Annotated in this window: 13 protein-coding genes and 1 tRNA gene; 6 read left to right on the top strand and 8 right to left on the bottom strand. The window is 72.9% G+C overall.

The window, feature by feature from the left end:
* The first annotated feature begins 299 nt into the window (after positions 1 to 299).
* From AB0I16_RS26440 to AB0I16_RS26425, 4 genes are all read left to right on the top strand, one after another.
* A complete protein-coding gene (locus AB0I16_RS26440; RefSeq protein WP_363252067.1) occupies positions 300 to 2,600 on the top strand; it encodes a histidine kinase in 2,301 nt (766 codons plus the stop codon).
* Positions 2,597 to 3,283, top strand: a complete 687-nt coding sequence (locus tag AB0I16_RS26435) for a response regulator transcription factor (RefSeq protein ID WP_363252066.1) — start codon at positions 2,597 to 2,599, stop codon at positions 3,281 to 3,283. Before AB0I16_RS26440 ends, AB0I16_RS26435 begins: the two co-directional genes overlap by 4 nt.
* Positions 3,284 to 3,420: 137 nt before the next feature.
* On the top strand, positions 3,421 to 3,726 hold the full coding sequence (locus AB0I16_RS26430; RefSeq protein ID WP_363252064.1) for a hypothetical protein: 306 nt from the start codon (positions 3,421 to 3,423) through the stop codon (positions 3,724 to 3,726).
* A 160-nt stretch (positions 3,727 to 3,886) separates the two neighbouring features.
* The gene (locus tag AB0I16_RS26425; protein ID WP_363252063.1) at positions 3,887 to 5,995 is read left to right on the top strand and encodes a TerD family protein; all 2,109 of its coding nucleotides are present in this window, start codon (positions 3,887 to 3,889) and stop codon (positions 5,993 to 5,995) included.
* Positions 5,996 to 6,076: 81 nt separating this feature from the next.
* Here AB0I16_RS26425 and AB0I16_RS26420 read toward each other — a convergent pair whose 3' ends face one another.
* The 3 genes from AB0I16_RS26420 to AB0I16_RS26410 all read right to left on the bottom strand — a co-directional run bounded on the left by AB0I16_RS26420 (position 6,077) and on the right by AB0I16_RS26410 (position 8,726).
* Positions 6,077 to 6,718, bottom strand: coding sequence for a hypothetical protein (locus AB0I16_RS26420; RefSeq protein WP_363252062.1), 642 nt, complete (start codon positions 6,716 to 6,718; stop codon positions 6,077 to 6,079).
* Between the two features lie 56 nt (positions 6,719 to 6,774).
* Positions 6,775 to 8,154 carry a PE-PGRS family protein gene (locus tag AB0I16_RS26415; RefSeq protein ID WP_363252060.1) on the bottom strand — a complete coding sequence of 460 codons (1,380 nt, stop codon included), beginning with the start codon at positions 8,152 to 8,154 and terminating at the stop codon, positions 6,775 to 6,777.
* Positions 8,155 to 8,652: 498 nt separating this feature from the next.
* Positions 8,653 to 8,726, bottom strand: a tRNA-Gly gene (locus AB0I16_RS26410).
* Between the two features lie 545 nt (positions 8,727 to 9,271).
* Between AB0I16_RS26410 and dcd the strand changes: the two genes are divergently transcribed.
* Positions 9,272 to 9,847: a dCTP deaminase gene (gene dcd / locus AB0I16_RS26405; protein ID WP_363252059.1), complete on the top strand. Its 576-nt coding sequence runs from the start codon at positions 9,272 to 9,274 to the stop codon at positions 9,845 to 9,847.
* Positions 9,848 to 9,855: 8 nt separating this feature from the next.
* The gene (locus tag AB0I16_RS26400) at positions 9,856 to 10,353 is read left to right on the top strand and encodes a phosphoribosyltransferase (RefSeq protein WP_363252058.1); all 498 of its coding nucleotides are present in this window, start codon (positions 9,856 to 9,858) and stop codon (positions 10,351 to 10,353) included.
* A 124-nt stretch (positions 10,354 to 10,477) separates the two neighbouring features.
* Here the strand turns inward: AB0I16_RS26400 and AB0I16_RS26395 are convergent, their stop codons facing one another.
* The 5 genes from AB0I16_RS26395 to AB0I16_RS26375 all read right to left on the bottom strand — a co-directional run bounded on the left by AB0I16_RS26395 (position 10,478) and on the right by AB0I16_RS26375 (position 18,052).
* On the bottom strand, positions 10,478 to 11,473 hold the full coding sequence (locus tag AB0I16_RS26395) for a Yip1 family protein (protein ID WP_363252057.1): 996 nt from the start codon (positions 11,471 to 11,473) through the stop codon (positions 10,478 to 10,480).
* Positions 11,474 to 11,633: 160 nt separating this feature from the next.
* The gene (locus AB0I16_RS26390; protein WP_363252055.1) at positions 11,634 to 13,085 is read right to left on the bottom strand and encodes an FG-GAP and VCBS repeat-containing protein; all 1,452 of its coding nucleotides are present in this window, start codon (positions 13,083 to 13,085) and stop codon (positions 11,634 to 11,636) included.
* A gap of 246 nt (positions 13,086 to 13,331) precedes the next feature.
* Complete coding sequence (locus AB0I16_RS26385; protein WP_363252111.1) at positions 13,332 to 14,771, bottom strand: FG-GAP and VCBS repeat-containing protein; 1,440 nt, start codon at positions 14,769 to 14,771, stop codon at positions 13,332 to 13,334.
* 315 nt (positions 14,772 to 15,086) lie between these two features.
* Entirely contained in the window at positions 15,087 to 16,481 is a 1,395-nt protein-coding gene (locus tag AB0I16_RS26380; protein ID WP_363252053.1) for an FG-GAP repeat protein, read from the bottom strand.
* A gap of 182 nt (positions 16,482 to 16,663) precedes the next feature.
* On the bottom strand, positions 16,664 to 18,052 hold the full coding sequence (locus AB0I16_RS26375; RefSeq protein WP_363252052.1) for an FG-GAP-like repeat-containing protein: 1,389 nt from the start codon (positions 18,050 to 18,052) through the stop codon (positions 16,664 to 16,666).

Genomic DNA, 18,052 nt, shown 5'->3' with positions numbered 1-18,052 from the left:
CCTCGGCGACCGCCTCGGGGGACATGCCTCGGCGCACGCGTGGGCCCTGATGAGCGCCGGCGCGTCGTCGACCCGGCGGCCCCGCCGGACGCACAGCACGCCCGCCGCCCGCCGCCTGCCGCACCGGCTCCCGCCGGCCGGTGCCGCCGTACAGGTCGGGTGCGTACGCCGGAGGACCACCGCCGGTACCCGCTTCCGCCGCCTCGCGCGGGCGGCGCGTCTGCACCCCAGGTAAGAGAGGCGAATCCCCCTTGGGCCGGAGACGGGCGGCCCACAGGCGCCCATAGCCTGGTCAGGACATGAAGCGAACCGACGACCGGCTGCTCCCGGTCCTGCTGATCTGCGCCCAGGCCCTGGTGTGGCCGGGGGCGCCGCTCGTGCGCGGGGCCGTGCCGTCCGGGGCGTCCCTGCTTGTCTGGGCGCTGGTCGCGGGCGTGGTGACGGCCGCGCTCGCGCTGCGCCGGACCCGCCCGGTCCCCGCCCTGGCCGTGACCGCGGCCGCCTGCGCGCTCGGCGCGGGCCCGCTGCCCGCGGGCGCGACGGCGGTGCTCGGCACGGCGGGCGTCGCGCTCGCCCTGTTCACCGTGGCGGTCGCGCGGGACACGTTCACCACCGTGCTCTGCGGCGCCGCGCTCGCCTGCTGGCAGCTCCTCCAGGACCTCAGCCTGCATGGGCTCAGCGACCGCGACGGCCTCGACCTCGTCCTCACCGCCCTGCTGTACGCCGCCTCGTGCGGCACCGGCATCCGCGTACGGCGCTCCCGTGCCGCACGGCGGGCGGCCGAACGGCGGCTGCGGCGCGCCGAGTCCGAACGCCACCGGTTGCCCGCCGCCGAACGCCGCCGCATGGAACGGGAGCTGCACGACGTCAGCGCCCACCATCTGACGGCCGTGGTGGTCACGGCGGGCGCGGCGCTCGGGCTGCGCGAGCGACGCCCCGAGATGGCCGACGAGGCGCTGGCGTTCGCGGCGGAGACCGGCCGCGAGGTCACCCGGGCGCTCGGCGAGGTACGCGGTCCCGCGCCCTCGCGCGAGGACCGGCCGTCCCCCGACGAGCGGCTGCGCGACCTGGTCGCGGGCTTCCGCCGCCTCGGCCGGGAAGTGGACTGCGCGATCGACCCGCTGCCGGAGGGCACCACCGCGGACGCGGCGTACGGCATCGTGCGCGAGGCGCTGACCAACGTGGCGCGGCACGCGCCCGGCGCCCGCACGCGGGTGGTGTGCCGGTACGGGGACACCCGCACCGACATCCTCGTGACCAGCGAGGCACCGCCCGCCGGGGCGGCGGCGCACGGCACGGGGCTCGGCGGCGGGCGCGGCACGGGCTTCCTGCGCTCCCGGGCGCGGGAGGCGGGCGGCACGCTGTCCAGCGGCCCCACCGAGGCGGGCGGCTGGGAGGTGCGGGCCGTCCTGCCGGGCAGGACCGCGTCCGAGGCCGAGCGGTCCGAGACGCGCGGCTACCGCGTGGCGCAGCTGGTGGCCGCCGCCGGCCTGGTCGCCCAGCCGCTGCTGCCCGCCCTGATCATCCGGGCGGAGACCGCGTCGGGCGGCACGGACGTCTCGGCGGGCGTGCTGTTCGCGCTCCTCGCGGCGGCCCAGGCCGTGGCGCTCCTCTGGCTGCGCGGGGCGCCGCTCGCCGCGAGGGGCGCGCTGCTCGGCCTCGCCCCGCTCTGGCCGGTGGCGATGGCCGCGGGCGACTACACGGGCCCGGCGGCCCTGCCGCCCGTGCTCGGCCTGGTGGCCACGTGCGCGGTGGCGGCTTCCGCGCACGCCCCCGCCCGGCCGCGGCTCGCCTTCTGCCTGGCGGCGGCGGTGGTGCACGCGGGGGCCGCGACCGCCGCCGTCCTCGGCCGGGGCACGGCGGCACCCGCCTGGGCGGTGGGGGCGTGCGCTGTCGCGGGGGCGTCCGCCGCGGTCGGCGCGGCCGGGTGGTGCGGCGTCCTGCGCGGCAGGCGGGAGCGGGCCGACCGGGGCGCGCGGGAACAGCGCGTCGCCGCCTGGACCGAGGAGGCCGTACGGGACGCGTGGGCCGAGCGGCGCCGCATCGCGGCCGGCCTGGAGACCACCGTGCTCGCCCGCACCACCGACGTGGTCGCGGAGGCGGAGGCGGGCAGGCTCGAAGCCACGGCGGAACGCGCCCGCGAGGCCCTGGCCGCGATGCGTGCCCTGCTCGACACCGTCAGGGAGGGCGAGGCGGCGCCGAGCCTGCGCCCGCAGCCGACGCTCCAGGCCCTCGACCTGCTGGCCCAGCAGTGCGGGGCCACGGGCCGCGACGTGGAGATCCACCTGACGGAGCGGGTACCGGAACGCCTGCCCGCGGCCGTGGACCTGGCCGCGTACGGCGCCGCCGAGACGCTGCTCGCCACGGAGGACGAGACCCCGGCACGGCTCGAACTGGACGCCACGGCAGCCGACTTGCTCCTCTCGGTCACGGGAGTGGCGCGGGCGGCCCGCTCCGCGGCGGTACGCGAACGCCTGGCGGCGCGGATCGAGGCGCTGGGCGGCACGGTGACGGCGGACCCGAAGGGCGCGGTCCTGCTCAGCCTGCCGCTGCGCCGGCCGGTCCCGGACGCCGCCGACGAGACGGTGGAGGAGCGATGACCCTCAAGGTGCTGGTGGCCGACGACCAGGGCGTGGTCCGCGCGGGCTTCGCGGCCGTGATCGACGCCGAGGAGGACATGACGGTCGTGGGAGAGGCCGCGGACGGCGCTGAGGCGGTGCGGCTCGCCGAGCAACTGGCACCGGACGTCGTCGTCATGGACGTCCGGATGCCCGGACTGGACGGCATCGCCGCCACCCGCGTCGTCACAGGACGCGCGGACGCGCCGCGCGTGCTGGTCCTGACCACCTTCGACCTCGACGCGTACGTGTTCGACGCCCTGCGCGCCGGAGCCTCGGGCTTCCTCCTCAAGGACGTACGGGTCCCCGAACTCCTGGACGGCATCCGCGTGGTGGCGACCGGCGAGAGCGTCCTGTCCCCCTCCGCCACGCGACGCCTGATCAGCCACTACGCGTCGGCGACGGGACCCCGCACGACCGCGGCCACGGCCGCCGGCGACCCCCTCCAGACCCTGACGGCCCGCGAACGCCACGTACTGGCCCTGGTGGCGCAGGGCCTGAACAACGCGGAGATCGCCGAGGAGTCGCACATCACGGTGGGGACGGTGAAGTCCCACGTGAACGCGCTCCTGCGGAAGCTGGGCCTGCGGGACCGGGTGCAGGCCACGATCCTGGCCTACGACCTGGGCCTGACCCACCCGAACCCACCGGGCCCCCACGCGTGACACCCCCACGCACCCCCGACCACCACCTCCACCCCACACCCCCACACCCCAGACCACCCCCACACCCCCAACGCCCCTCACACCCCAGACCACCACCTCCACCCCACGCCCCCCATCCCCCCACCCAAGGAGCCCCCGTGACCACGGACCCCGTCCGCCGCTTCTCCCCCGCCGACCTCACCGCCCTGGCCTACGCGGTGGTCTGCGTGGGGCTGCTGATCTGGGCCGTGGTGGTGACCGCCATGGACTCCACGGACGAGTCGATGGCGGGAGTGATCCCCCTCCTGGCCACGGCCCCCACGAGCCTGCTGTTCCTGGCCCTGCCGGACGGCGCGGCCTACTTCGCCGCCGCGGTCGTCGCCGGCACCCTGATCAACGCCGCGATCATCAGGTGGTGCGGCCACGCGCTGAGCCGGGGCGCGCGGCGGGGGGCGGGGGAGTGAGGCGGCTTCCGCCGGAATTGAGGCAGACAGGAGCGGGCGGCCTGCCCGAGTACTAAGGTTCCGGTGTGCACTGCATGTGGTGCACATCACATCGGTTCGACCGGCGCACCGGAGGGGACGGCCAACGCACGTTTGAGGTGTGCGCCAGGGGGTGGGGGCTATGTACGAGTTGAGCAAGGGCGCCAACGTGAGTCTGGCGTCCTTGAGCGGGAACGCCGAGAGCATCGACTCCGTGATCGTGGGTCTGGACTGGACGAGTCCGACCGGTGAGGGCGACGCCGACGTCTCGGTTCTGCTGCTCGACGCCGACGGAAAGGTCCGCAGCGACGCGGACTTCTACTTCTACAACAATCCGGTCGCCGCCGACGGCAGCGTGCGGCTCCTGGGCAAGACGCCCACCGGCGGCGGCAGCAAGGATGTGATCAGCTTCGACCTGAGCGCGGTCCCGGAGGCCGTCGACCGGATCGTCGTGGCGGCGAGCCGTTACGACGGCGGGCACTTCGGGGAGCTGGACGACTTACGGCTGACCGTGTCCGACGGCACGGGCGAGGACCTGCTGCGGTTCGCGATCGACGAGGCCGATTCGGTGAGCGCGTTCATCTTCGGTGAGATCTACCGCCGCGCAGGACAGTGGAAGCTGCGGGCCGTCGGCCAGGGGTACGACACCGGGCTGGCGGGCCTGGCCACGGACTTCGGCGTGGACATCGACGACGACGCGGCCGTCGAGCCCGCGGTGTCGCCCGCTGACGAGGAGTCCGCGCAGCCGGCCCCCACGCACGCGCAGCCGTCACCGTCCCTGTCGCCCTCGCTATCCCCTTCGCCTTCGCCTTCGCCTTCGCCTTCGATCTCCCCGTCCCCGTCCCCGTCCCCGTCCCCGGACGGCGTTCCGGCGCCGCGGCGGTCCGAGGAGCAGGCGGCACCGGTGAAGGCACCACGCCCCCGGACGGCGAAGAAGAAGGTCACCCTGCCGAAGGTGGCCAAGAAGTCGCTGGCGGAGAACGAGTCGTGGAAGGAGGCGAGGCTCTTCCCGGTGTCCTCGCTCAAGAGCGACCGGGACCGCGAGATGCGGGCCACCTCGGTGCTCCTGTCGGTGATGGCGAACATCCCCGAGTTCGGCAGAAGGCTCACCGCCGCCTTCGGAGCCCCCGCGGGCCGCATGGAAACGTTCACCGAGGTCTCCCTGCCGCACGGGGACACCCCGCGGCGACCCGACGGAGTGATCCGGGTGGAGCGGGCGGGCAAGCTCTGGACGGCGCTGGTCGAGACCAAGACCAACGGAAACGGGCTGAAGGCCGAACAGGTGCAGGCGTACATGGACATCGCCGCGCGCCGCGGCTACGAGGCCGTGATCACACTGTCGAACGACGTCGCCCTGGAGGGCAGCCCCCTGGTGGACGTCAGGACCGACGGCAGGCGCAAGCACAAGGTGGCCCTGTGGCACCTGTCGTGGGCCGAGGTCGCGCACCAGGCCCAGATGCTGCTCCGCCACGAGGGCGTGGGCAACATGGCGCACGCCTGGCTCCTCCAGGAACTGCTGCACTACGTCCAGCACGAGAACTCCGGCTGCCACGGCTTCCAGAACATGGGCTCGGCCTGGGTCCCCGTACGCAACGGCATCGACGACGAGACCCTGTGCCAGGGGGACCCGCGCACCGTGGAGGTGGTGGAGAGCTGGGAACGGCTCATCCGCCAGGTCTGCCTCAGGCTCGGCGGAGAACTCGGCCAGAAGGTCCTGCCCGTCCAGCGCGCCAAGCGGGGTGTGGACCCGGCGGCCCGGCGCTCCCTCCTGGCGGACACCCTGTGCTCCGAGGGAAGGCTGCGCTCCGAGCTGCGCATCGAGGGCACGCCCGGCGTCCTCGCGGTCACCGCCGACCTGCGGACGGGCCGCATCCGTACGTCAGTCGAGATCCCCGCCCCCGCTCAGGGCTACCCGCTGACCTGGGTCAAACGGCTCGTCAAACGCCTCGCCGAAGCCCCCGCCGACCTGCATGTCGAGACCTTGGTGGAGGACGGGGCGGGCGGTCCGCGGGGCACCCTGGAGCGGCTGCGGCCGGAGCCGGCCGACATCCTGCCGAAGAACGGCACGCGGATCACGGGGTTCCGGCTCTCCCTCTTCAAGGGCATGGGCAACGGCCGGGGCAACGCCGAGTCCGGCTTCATCCGCAGCGTGGACGACGCCGTGCACCGGTTCTACGCCACGGTGGTGACCCACCTGGACAACCCCGCACCCCGCCGCGCGGCCCCGGCGGAACCGTCCCTCACCACGTGACACCGCATCATCGACGGCCTCCGGCCTCCGCACGGCGGGGAACGGAGGCCACCCGCTGGCAGGCCGTTCGGTGGCCCCGTGTCACTCGGCCCGATCCGAGAAGTGGTGCAGCAGGGCGAACGGGGACGACAACGCGGTGCCGCTCAGGGTCAGGACATCGGTGTCCACCGCTTCGAGCACGACGGCGACCGCGAGATCCACGGCGTCGACGGGCCCGGTGGCCGTGCCCGTCCTCTTCGTGCCCGCCCCCGCGGGAACATACTGACCGGGCTCCATCGCGACCCGGACGTCCGCTCTGGTGAGGACCTTCGCCTTGCCCAGACCCTCGGTGGAGTAGACGTACTCCCGGCCCTCGTACGAGATGCGCAGCGCCCGGTCCTCCTTCCGCAGGGCGCGGGCGTTGAACCGCAGCTCCGCGGGCCGGCCGGCGAGGGTCAGCTCGGCCCTGGACAGCGAGGGCTGCCCCGACCTGCGCTTCCCGCGGAAGATCGTCTCCGGGAAGCCGGGACCGCTCAACCGAACGGTGTCCATGCCCTTCTCGGCCGGCCGGTAGAGCGGGCACCGTTCGACGGTGACGTTCCCGAAGCGCCCCACGTCCCCGCTGAGCCCCGCCGTGGGCACCTCGTCCTTGGTACCGGTGCCCTTGGCGCCGGAGCGTCTGGTACCCGATCCGGAGCTGAACGGAATCAGCTCGAACTTCAGGGCTGCACTGCTCGTCTCCATGGCGGCGGCGACACCTTTCTCGCGTAGGTCGCTCCTCGCGTCCCCCATTCTCGTCGCTAGTCGAACGGGTTGAGGGCGCTGCCCAGCTTCTTGGCGCCGCCCGCGAGGTCACCCGCCTTGTCACCGACCCAGTGGGCCGCCTCACCGGCGCCCTTCTCGATGTCGTCCCAGTGCTCGACGACCTTCAGCCCTCCATAGACGACGCCGGTTCCCACGGCGGCACCGACGGTGAACGGAGTGGGCGCCACCATCGCCGCGGTCAAGGAGGCGTTGAAGCCGACCTCCGCGTAGTTGGCCAGGTAGCCGGCCTTGCTCTTCTTCCACTCTTTGCCGTGGTCCATGGTGGCGACGTTGGCCACGGAGAACGCCGTGGCGCCCGCCGAACCGACGATGCCCGCTCCCCGCCACAGACCCGCCGTCTTCGCCGCCGCACCGAACCCGCCGGTCTTCCCGACCGTCAGGAGGTTGGCGTGCCCGGCGCGCGTGACCGCCTGCCCGGAATGGGTCAGCCCGCCGTAGGCGCGAGCCATGTCGTCCGACCCGGCGAAGAAGTTGATGCCCTGATTGGGGGTGAAGCCGAGCACCTTGGCATTCATGAAGCCGCGTGCACGGAGCCTGTCCCAGCCGCCGCCCCATCGGTCACCCAGGAAGCCGGAGCTCAAGGGCACGTTGGCGACGCGCTGGTAGGACGGACTCCGGGAGGCCATGTTGCCGAGCTGTCCGGGGAACCAGCTGCCGGGAGCCGCCAGCGAGCGGATCGGCGGGTTGTAGTTGCCGAGCTTCGTGCCCGCCCAACGGAGGATGGGGCTGCTGCCGGGCGCGGTCCACCGTGTCGCGAGGGCGTCCTTCAGCGGCCCGAGCTTTCCGGTCTTCACCGCGTTGCCCAGCAGCACCTTGGTCCCCGAGAGACCGCTCGCCGCCACGACCTGGGTGGCGGCGGCGACGTTGAACGCGTCGGAGCCGAACTTGATCATCTCGGTGAGGGACTCCTCGTGCGGCTCCAGACCTGGGATCTTCGCGAGCGCATGCGCTTCGAGCCGTGCGACGTAGTCGCCGAGCTTCTCCCCTGGCCGCCGCGACAGATCCTGGGCGTTGGGATCGTCGCTCGCCGCCACCGAGTTGGCCAGTAGCAGCGTCTCCGGCTTGATCCCCTTGCCGTCGTACTGCTCCAGGTCCTTGGCCGTGAACCCCGCCCACAGCAGCCCGGCCATCGGATCACCGTTCTCCAGGCGCAGGAGGGCGGCGCGCTTGCGCAGATCCGGGCCCTGGCTCCGACTCCAGGTCCGCAGCGGCTTCAGCGGCGACAGATGCCCGGTCACCCCGAGCTGCGCGGCCCGGGTGAAAGCCTCACCAAGGCGTTCCTCCAGGCCACCGCGCCCGTCCACGAGCTTCGCCAGCTGCTCCAGATCCTCGGCGTTCGCCCCCCGATACGACATCCCTGCCTCCGTCTCCCGGCCCGCGCCCGGCCTCCGCTGCTCGGCGCATCAGGGTAATCCGGGAAGGCGGACGGCGACGGCCCAGAAGGAACTCCCCGGGGCGGGGGCGGGGGCGGGGCGGGGCAGGTCGGGGCGGCGACGGCCGCCGTCCGCACGGGCATCTACGCCTCCGGGCTCTGCTCCCCGGGTTCTGCTCGCCCGAGGAAGGCTCGGTTGCTTTCACACATTCCGCAGGCTGAGTGGCCCCTCTGACTGCCCTGCGCCCGGTTCGGAGCTGGCCGAGGCCGATCTCCGCTGCGAAGCGGCGATGATCTACCAGCACTCCGAGGAGGAGCGTCAGCAAGAGGCCACGGGGATGCTCGATCGGAGTGTTCGGAAGGCCTGCCGGGCTGTGGCACGCAAACCGGATGATCAGACATCTGGCACGGATGTGGCACGCGGCGGCTGAGCGGAAGCGGACAGCAGAAAGGCCCGGGTCTATGACCTGGGCCTCAGCTATGGAGCGGGTGACGAGAATCGAACTCGCACTCTCAGCTTGGGAAGCTGATGTTCTACCACTAAACTACACCCGCGAAAGACGCCGCTCGAAGCGGTGTCGCAACGTCGCACAGTGTACCCCATACCGGGCCCCGGGCGCTCTCGCCGTGGGGTCCGAGTGCTGTCCGGACGGTGGATGCGCCGTGCGGGGCGAGGGAGTTGGGGCGTAGCGTGGCCGGTGGTCGTGGCGCCTGGAGAGGCGCCCCTTTCGTACCGTAATGTGTGGTTTCGGCGTCGGCCCGGTGAGGGGAAACCGAACGGGACCGAGGCGCCTGAGTGCCGCCTGAGCAGCAGCGGTACGAGTCCGATTACGGTTTTGGGGAAGGGACTCAAGGACTTGATGGAGCGCACCGTCGTCCGATGTGCCGAAGGGCACGTGTTCAGCACCGCGTCGTTCCCGATGCAGAAGGCGGACCGGCTCGGTCCCGGGCGGCTCATCCGATGTCCGCGCTGCGCCCGCCTCCGGCACTCCGTGCCGATCGCCGCCCAGAAGCGGTAGCGGGCGGCGCGGGGAGGAGTGGAGAAGCGCGTGGGCGGGCTTGATTGTGGTCGGCCCGCGCGCTCTGCGTATCCTCGGTGCGTGCTTCTCTCAGACAAGGACATCCGGGGCGAGATCGACTCCGGACGCGTACGGATCGAGCCGTACGACGAATCCATGGTGCAGCCCTCGAGCATCGATGTGCGGCTGGACCGCTACTTCCGGGTGTTCGAGAATCACCGCTACCCCCACATCGACCCCTCCGTCGAGCAGGCCGACCTGACGCGGCTCGTGGAGCCCGAGGGCGACGAGCCGTTCATCCTGCACCCGGGCGAGTTCGTGCTGGCGTCGACGTACGAGGTGATCAGCCTCCCCGACGACCTCGCGAGCCGGCTCGAAGGGAAGTCCAGCCTCGGGCGGCTCGGGCTCGTCACGCACTCCACCGCCGGGTTCATCGACCCGGGGTTCAGCGGGCACGTGACGCTTGAGCTCTCCAACCTCGCCACGCTGCCGATCAAGCTCTGGCCCGGCATGAAGATCGGCCAGCTCTGCATGTTCCGGCTGACCTCGCCCGCCGAGGCACCGTACGGCTCGGAGCGGTACGGGTCGCGCTATCAGGGGCAGCGCGGGCCGACCGCCTCGCGGTCCTTCCTCAACTTCCATCGGACACAGGTGTGAGCAGCGGTATGAGTGACGTGCGCGAGAACCTTACGTACGAGAAGTTCGGCGGCGCGGTGCGTGAGCTCGCGCAGACCATCGCCGACGACGGGTATCAGCCGGATGTCGTGCTGTCGATCGCCCGTGGCGGTGTCTTCGTCGCGGGTGGGCTCGCCTACGCGCTCGACTGCAAGAACATCCACCTGGTGAACGTGGAGTTCTACACGGGGGTGGGCACCACCCTTGAGATGCCCGTCATGCTCGCGCCCGTGCCCAACGCCATCGACTTCACCGACAAGAAGGTGCTCATCGCCGATGACGTCGCCGACACCGGGAAGACGCTGAAGCTCGTCCACGACTTCTGCCTCGACCACGTGGCCGAGGTGCGGTCCGCGGTGATCTATGAGAAGTCGCACTCGCTCGTGAAGTGCGAGTACGTGTGGAAGCGCACCGATGAGTGGATCAACTTCCCGTGGAGCGTCGAGCCGCCCGTCGTGAAGCGCGCCGGCCAGGTCCTCGACGCCTGAGAGCCGGAGCGACGTACGTATCTGCGTCGAGAAGTCGAGAAGTCGAGAAGTCGAGAAGGGCCCGGGGGCGTTGTCCCCGGGCCCTTTTCCTGCGGGGGGGGGCTGACCCCCCGCCTACGTACCGCTAGAACGTTCCCAGCTTGATGATCGACAGGATCGCCAGGAGCTGGATCGAGGCCGCTCCCAGCGCCTTCGGCCACGGCAGGTCGTGGGACTTGCTCACCATCAGGGTGAGCAGCGCGCCCGCCGCGATCCAGGTCGCCCAGCCGAGGAGCTGGACGAAGGTCTGGCCGCCGCCGAGGAACAGGGCCACGATCACGCGGGGCGCGTCCGTGAGGGACATGATCAGCATGGAGAGGCCGACCGTCGGCTGCCAGGCGCCGTCGCCGCCGAGCTGGCGGGCCAGGGTGTGCGTCACCACGCCGAGGACGAAGGCGCTGATGGTGATCGCGATGCCGGTCGTGAGGACGTACGGGACCACCGACGAGAGCGTGGCGTTGATCGCGTCCGAGCGGGCGTCGTCGAAGCCGAAGATCGCCAGCAGGCCGTAGAGGAACGTGACGACGGCGGCCGGGCCCCACATCGCGTAGTCCCGCATCTGCAGGAACGTCGGGGACGGGCGCAGCACGATGCCGCGCAGCAGGTCCTTCCAGTGCAGGCGCGGCCCCAGGGGCGCCGCGGCGGCCTGGCCCGCGCGGTAGGTGTCGCCCTGGGTGTAAGCGTCCTCGCCGATGGCGAATGCCTGGGTGTGACCAGGGTTGTTGGCCGCGTACGGGTCGTGGCCGCCCTGGGGGCCGTGGCCGTGGTCGCCGCCGAAGTACTCCGGCTCGCCGTGGCCGCCGTCGGCTTGGGGCCACCCCTGGCCGCCCCCGCCGTACTGCTGGCCGCCACCGGCGTACTGGGGACCGCCCCCGCCGTACTGGGGACCGCCGCCGTACTGCGGGCCGCTCCCGTAGCGGGGGCCGCCGCCCTGCTGCGGGTTCGGCGGCACGGGTGGGTAGCCGTACGGCTGCTGCCCCTGGGGGGCCTGCTGTCCGTACGGCTGCTGCCGCGGTTGTTGTTGCGGTCGCGATTGCGGGGCGCGGTCGTCCCGGCCGCGTCCGATCCTGAATCCAGCCACGAATCGAACGTACCTGGTCTTCGGGGGCGGGGTCGTCCCTCCTCGGGAGGAGACGGGGTTTGCGGCCGACCTGTGACAACCCCTAGGGGAACCCTGAAGGGTTTGCCACAGGCCCAGCACCGATAGCCCCGGAAGCCCCGGAAGCCCCCGAGCATGGCGCCTAGCGGCCGATCACCGCCCCGTACGCGTACGGGTGCGAGGACGCGGGCAGGCCGATGGACTTGGGGGTGACGTTCGTGCTGCCGGTGGACATGCCGCCGGGCAGGTTCCAGACGCCGCCCGCCGAGGCGTTCTCGCCGGGGGCCGCGACGGAGACGTCGGGGCGGCCGTCGCCGTCGTAGTCGGTGGTGGCGAGGGTCGTGCCGAAGGCGTCGCCCTTCTCGGCCGTGCCCGGGACACCGGCGGAGTCCTGCTGGTACGCGACCGCGTCCGCCGCGCCCGAGGTGTCGAGGATGCCGTTCTTGCCGCCCTTGAGGACGGTGACGGAGCCGGCGCCCGCCGCGCTGCCGATCGCCTCGCCGGGGGCGCCTGCGACCAGGTCGTCCCTGCCGTCGCCGTCGAGGTCGGCGGCGGTGAGCGCGTTGCCGAAGTCGTCGCCCGTCTCCGCGACGCCGGGGATGCCCGGGGTGTCCTGGTTGAGGGTCTGGCCCTCCCAGATGAGGCCGTTGGGGCCGCCGTAGTGGATGTGGACGCCGCCGCCCTCGGTCAGTTCCTCGGGGCCGCACGGGTCGTCGATGTTCTCGTCGGCGATCTCGCGGCAGTTGCCGAGAGCGAGGTCGTCGCGGCCGTCGCCGTTGAAGTCGCCGCCGGCGAGGGCGTTCGCGGCGCCGTTGGAGCTGCTCCAGGTGAGGTGGAAGCGGCCCTCGGTCTTGTCGTAGGCGTGCACTTGGACGTGGGACTGCGTGTAGGGCTGGTTCCGCGTGTAATAGGCGACGGCCAGGTCGTCGCGGCCGTCGGAGTCGAAGTCGCCGGTGGTCATGACAGGGGCGCGGCCCCCCATGCGGTCGCCCATGAGGGGCTCGGTGCGGGCGGCGAACGGGTTGACGTTGGCGACGACCTTGTCCTTGCCGCCGACCGCCAGGTCCACGTCGCCGTCACCGGTGAAGTCGGCGGCGGCCAGCGCGTTCCCGTACGCGTCGCCGGACTTCGCGCCGCGGGCCGCGGTGTTGGCCAACGCGAAGCCGTCGCCGGTGCCGTAAAGGACGGTGACGGAGCCGGCGTCCGTCTTGGTGTCGATGTCCTCCCCGGGGGCGCCGACGACGAGGTCGGCGTACGGGTCGTCGTCCACGTACGCCGTGGTCAGCGCCCCGCCGAAGCGGTCGCCCGCCTCCGGGGTGCCGGGGACCTCGACGGTGGCCTGGGTGATGCGGCGCACGCCGTTCGAGCCGGGGCCGCCGGGGCCGCCGAAGACGACGCTCACGTAGCCGGCCTTGGCCTTGCCGTCGACGGTGCCGCTGGGTATGCCGACGGCGAGGTCGGCGTACCCGTCACCGTCGAAGTCGCTCCGCACGGGCTTGTCGGGGGCGGCGGTCGCCGTGGCCGCGAGGGGCAGCGTGAGACCGCCGGCGGCCAGCGCGGTGGCCGCGGCGAGGGCGAGTGTGCGTGCGCGCACGGGGGCTCCAACTCTGCGGGATCGGGTGGGGAGTTGCTTCACCTCTGAGACATCTGAGGTTGGCGGAGGGTTGTGCGGGGCTTCAGCGCGCGACGTCTCGCCGGGGCGCGGGTAAGGGAAACCGGGCCCGCGCTGGGGCGCGGGCCCGGTGGATAGAGCGGCGGATGGAGCGGCGGCCGGACCGGCGGCCGGAGCCGGGGAATGGGCCGGGGAACGGCCGCGGTATGGAGCGGTGCGGCGGTGGCGTCAGTCCGCGAAGTTGGCGCCGAGGCTGGGCGCACCCGCGTCGGACATGCCGAGCGTGGACGTGTAGACGCCGCTCGTGCCGGAGAGCGAGCCGTTCTGCCCGGCGTCCAGGACGTACAGCGCGCCGTTGCCGCTGTTCTCGCCGGACGCGCCGACGGCGACGTCCCCGCGGCCGTCGCCGTTCAGGTCGTCGACGTGGACGTCCAGGCCGAAGAAGTCCTCCTTCTCGTCGGTGTTCGGGACACCGGGGGAGTTCTGGCTGAGCAGCTTGGAGCCCGCCGTGGCGAGGCCCGAGCCGTCCGCCGCGCCGTAGACGACGGTGATGGAGCCCGCGTCGGTGACGCCGTCCAGGTTCTCGCCGGGGGAGCCGACGACCAGGTCGAGGTGGCCGTCGCCGTTGATGTCACCGAGGTCGAGTTCGGCGCCGAACGCGTCGCCCTTCTCGCCGCTGCCCGGCACGCCCGAGCTGTCCTGCGTGATGACCTGGCTGCCGCCGTACGGGCCGTTCGCGTTGCCCTTCACCACGTGCACGCTGCCGCCCTTGTGGGCGCCCGCGATGCCGTCGTCCCAGGTCAGGCCGATGATGATGTCGCCGTAGCCGTCGCTGTCGGTGTCGCCCACGTCGGTGATGTGGCCGCCGGGGAGCCGCTGGACGCCGCTCGTCGTGACACCGCTGGGGCTGCCGGGCAGCCAGAGGTTGGCGTTGTAGCCGTCGGCGGTGGAGAAGCCGTCGACGATCAGGTCGTCCCTGCCGTCGCCGTCGATGTCACCGGAGTGCAGGTTGATGGGGCCCGCGTCCTCGCCGCTGATGATGGGCGGCAGGACGGTGTAGCGGCCGCCGGTGCCGCCGGTGCGGGTGAAGCCGCCCTTGTAGACGTCGATGGTGGCGGCGCCCGAACTGGAGCCGATGGCGAGGTCCGCCTTGCCGTCGCCGTTGAAGTCGCCCGCCTGGATGGGCCCGCCGAAGAGGTCGTGCTTGGTGGGGCGCGGGTCCTTCAGCGTGGTGCCGCCGGACAGGCCGTTCTTCGAGCCCCACAGGATCTGTACGGTGCCGCCGTCGACGTCGGAACCGACGTCCTCGCCGACCGCGGCTACCGCCAGGTCGTCGTATCCGTCGCGGTCGAAGTCGCCGTACGCGGTGTCGGCGCCGAAGAGGTCGCCCTTCTCCGCGCTGCCGGGCACACCGGAGCTGTTCTGGCTGTACGTGACGTGCTTGCGCCGGGCGCCGCCGTACGTCACGACGACCTGGCCGGCGCTGTCCTTGCCGTTGACGTGGGCGCGGGAGGCGGAGGTGGCGAGGTCGGCGTCGCCGTCACCGTTGAAGTCGGCGTCGGGCCGGGTGGCGGTGGGCGGCTCCGCGGCCGACGCGGTGGACGCCGTGACGGTGAGCAGTCCACCGGTCAGCGCGGCGGCGGCGGCCGTCGCCGCGGCGAGCCGCATGCGTCTGCGGGTGGTGGTGCGCTGGTACTGGGCCATGCGGGTCTCCTGCGGCGTGCGGGGATGCCTGGCGGGCATCCGCGGAGGGTGTGGTCGGCGGAAGTGCGCTGCCGGGCGCGTTCACCGGGGGTTCTCCGTGGTCTCGCGCCGTGGTCGGCGCAAGGGAGACCTCTGATGGGGGCCGAGGGTTGTAGGGGAACGCGGAGAACTTCGGGAGACGAGTGAGGGCCGTGACGGACATCAACTAAACGCCGCGCAAGGGCCGTTCGGGCACCCGCCCTTCGGTGCGGGTGCCGTGGGCCGGGGTCAGGGCCAGGGTCAGCGGACGGTGTGGCCGAAGCCCGCGTTCACGCCGCCGACGCCGAAGTCCGTACCGTTGAACGAGGCGACGGAGGACGAGGTCAGACCGGTCGCCGTGCCGCGCAGGACCCAGACGGCGCCGACCTCCTGGGTGGTGCCGATGTCCTCGGCCGTGGCGCCCGTGGACAGGTCGGCCCTGCCGTTCTTGTTGATGTCCTTGAGCCGTACGGAGGTGCCGAAGTGGTCGCCCGCCTCCGCGACGCCGGGCACGCCCGCGGTCTCCTGGTGCCACGCCTTGCCCGAGGTGAACGCGCCGCCGCTGGACTTCAGGAGCACGACGCTGCCGGCGCCCTCGACCGCGTCGACGGTCTCGCCGGGCGCGCCCACCGCGAGGTCGGCGAGACCGTCACCGGTGACGTCGCCGGCGGAGACGGCCGAGCCGAAGGCGTCGTCCGCCTCGTCGGTGCCGGGCACGCCCGCACTCGCCTGGCTGTACGTGACGGGGGCGCCGAACTTCCCCTCGCCGCCGAACCGCACGCTCACCGAACCGCCCTTGCCGCCGCGCCCGTTGCGGGAGGCGCCGGTGACCAGGTCGGCGTAGCCGTCGCCGTTCACGTCACCGGCGGTGGCCGCGTCGCGCGTGACGGACGGGTCGTCGCCCTCGCCGAGCACTTCGGCCCGGTAGCCGTAGTCGCCCACGCCGCCGTTCATGTGCGCGGTCCAGGCACCGCCGTCGGCGCGCTCGCCGTACAGGACGAAGCCGACCCCGTCCTTGCTCTTGAAGTTGCCCGCGACCATGCCCTCCAGGCGTACGCCCTCGGGAATGAAGTCGACCTCAAGGCCCCACGCCCGGCCGTCCTCGCCCGCGTTGGAGTAGAACCACCAGTTGTCGCCGCTGACCACGGCGAGCTGGGCGGAGCCGTCGTAGTCGAGGTCGGTCCACGCGGTGGCCTCGCCGAAGCGGCCCCCGGTGTCGGCGGGGGCGTTCACGACGTGGCCGCCGGAGGTGAAGCCGTTCTTGCCGCCCTTGACGACGGTGACGGAGCCGGAGGGCTTGCCGCTGACCCGCTCGCCGGGGGCGCCGACGATCAGGTCGGCGTAGCCGTCGCGGTCGACGTCACCACTGCTGACGTTCTCCCCGAACTCGTCCTCGGCCTCCTTGACCCCGGGCACGCCCGCGGTGTCCTGCGTGACGGTGACCGCGCGCCCCTCGGAGACGCCGCCCGCCGAACCGAAGGTCACGGTCACGGAGTTGCTGAGGGGCGACCCGACCGCGAGGTCCCGGTACCCGTCCCCGTTGAAGTCGTCCTTCAGGGCGGTGGCCGCGCTCGCGGTACCGGCCAGCGGCAACGTGAGCCCCGCGGCGGCGAGGACGGCGACGGATGCGGTGACGGCCAGGCTTCGTACGCGCACGAGGGCTCCCGGAAGTGGGCGATGGGGCGGGCTTCCGGTGGTGTGACGGGTGAGGTGTACGAAGGGTTGTGCGAAGACGGCGTACGAGTAAAAGGAACCCGCTCGCCCCCGCGCCCCATGCACTCCACACGCCCCACGTGCCCCACGCGCGTCTCACCCCGCTCACCGCAGGGTCAGGAAAGTCACCGCATGGTCAGGAACTCCGCGGTGGAGAAGCTGACGGACGGTGCGCGCGAGACGAGATCGCCCGCCGCACGGCCCGGATAGACGCCCACGGTGTCCTCGGTGTCGCCCCGGTAGGTGCGCAGAACGAGGTCGGCGCGCTCGTCACCGTCGAAGTCGGCGACCTGGAGCACCTGGGTCGTGCCCTTGCCCCGCGGCCCGACGAGGGCGGTGGCGTTGGCCGCGAACCCGGCCGCACGGCCGCGGAAGACCCGCACGTCGCCGGCGGCGCCCCCGGACCCGCTGCCGGGCCCGCTCATCACCAGCTCGCTGAGCCCGTCCCCGTCGAGGTCCCCCGCGTCCACGGCCACGTCCCTGGCCTCCAACGACTCCCGCAGGGTGCCGGGCACCTCGTACCGCAGGGCGACCCCCTTCGGCGTGGCGACGGCCGCGTCCATGCCCCTGCCCTTGCCGAAGCGGCCGAACACGACGTCCGTCCCCGCGGGGAGGAGCACCCCGGTCTCGCCGGGCCCGTCGGCGCCGCCGAGTACGACGGCACCGGGGGCGGCGCCCGAGGGGCCCGCGGCCTTGCGGACGAGCACGTCGTCGTAGCCGTCGCCGTCGACATCCGTGGCACGGCCGGACACGAGGTTGTTGCCGGGCGCGGCGACCGGGGCGCCTGCCGCGCGGGGCGCGCCCGTCCGCTTGAACGGGCCGCGCAGGAACGAGATGCGGGCCCCGCTGGCGTGCAGCACGAGGTCGCTCGCGCCGTCCCCGTCGAAGTCGCCGCAGACCGGCTGGTCGGGCCAGTCGTTGCCGAAGCGCGCCCGTTCGGGCACCCGCAGCTTGACCGCCTTGCCGCCCAGGCCCTCGGGCGAGCCGAAGAGTATCTGCAGCGGCACGGGCGGGCGGCCCTGTCCGTCGTACGGCGGGTCGGTGGAGACGATCAGGTCGCTGAAGCCGTCCCCGTCCAGGTCGCAGCTCGCCTCCGACTCGAAGGCCGCGGGCAGTTCGCCGTCCGTGCGGGCCCCGTTGGCGTGCGCGCTGAGCAGTTGCCGGGCGCCCGGCACGAGGCTGTTCTTGCCGCCGTTGCCGTTCTTGCCGCCCTTGCCGCCCTTGCCGCCGTAGACGATGCCGATGCCCGCGTCGTCGCCGTGGTCGCGGTGGACGAGGTCGTCGAGTACGAGGTCACGGGCGCCGTCACCGTTGAAGTCGTCGTCGGTCTCGCTGCCGTCGCCGCGGGGTACGGGCCGCTGGGGGGTGGCCTTGCCCGCCGCCAGACCGAGGGCCCGGTCGCCGGCGCCCTTGTCGCCGCCGCCGTCACCGTGGCCGCCGCAGCCGGAGAGCAGCAGGGCGCAGCTCAGGGCGGCGGCGCCCGCGACCGTACGGCGCCTCGCGCGGCGTCTCAC

The sequence above is a fragment of the Streptomyces sp. NPDC050703 genome (assembly GCF_040654435.1).
GTDB lineage: Bacteria > Actinomycetota > Actinomycetes > Streptomycetales > Streptomycetaceae > Streptomyces.
This window is presented reverse-complemented; position numbering and strand designations above follow the sequence as displayed.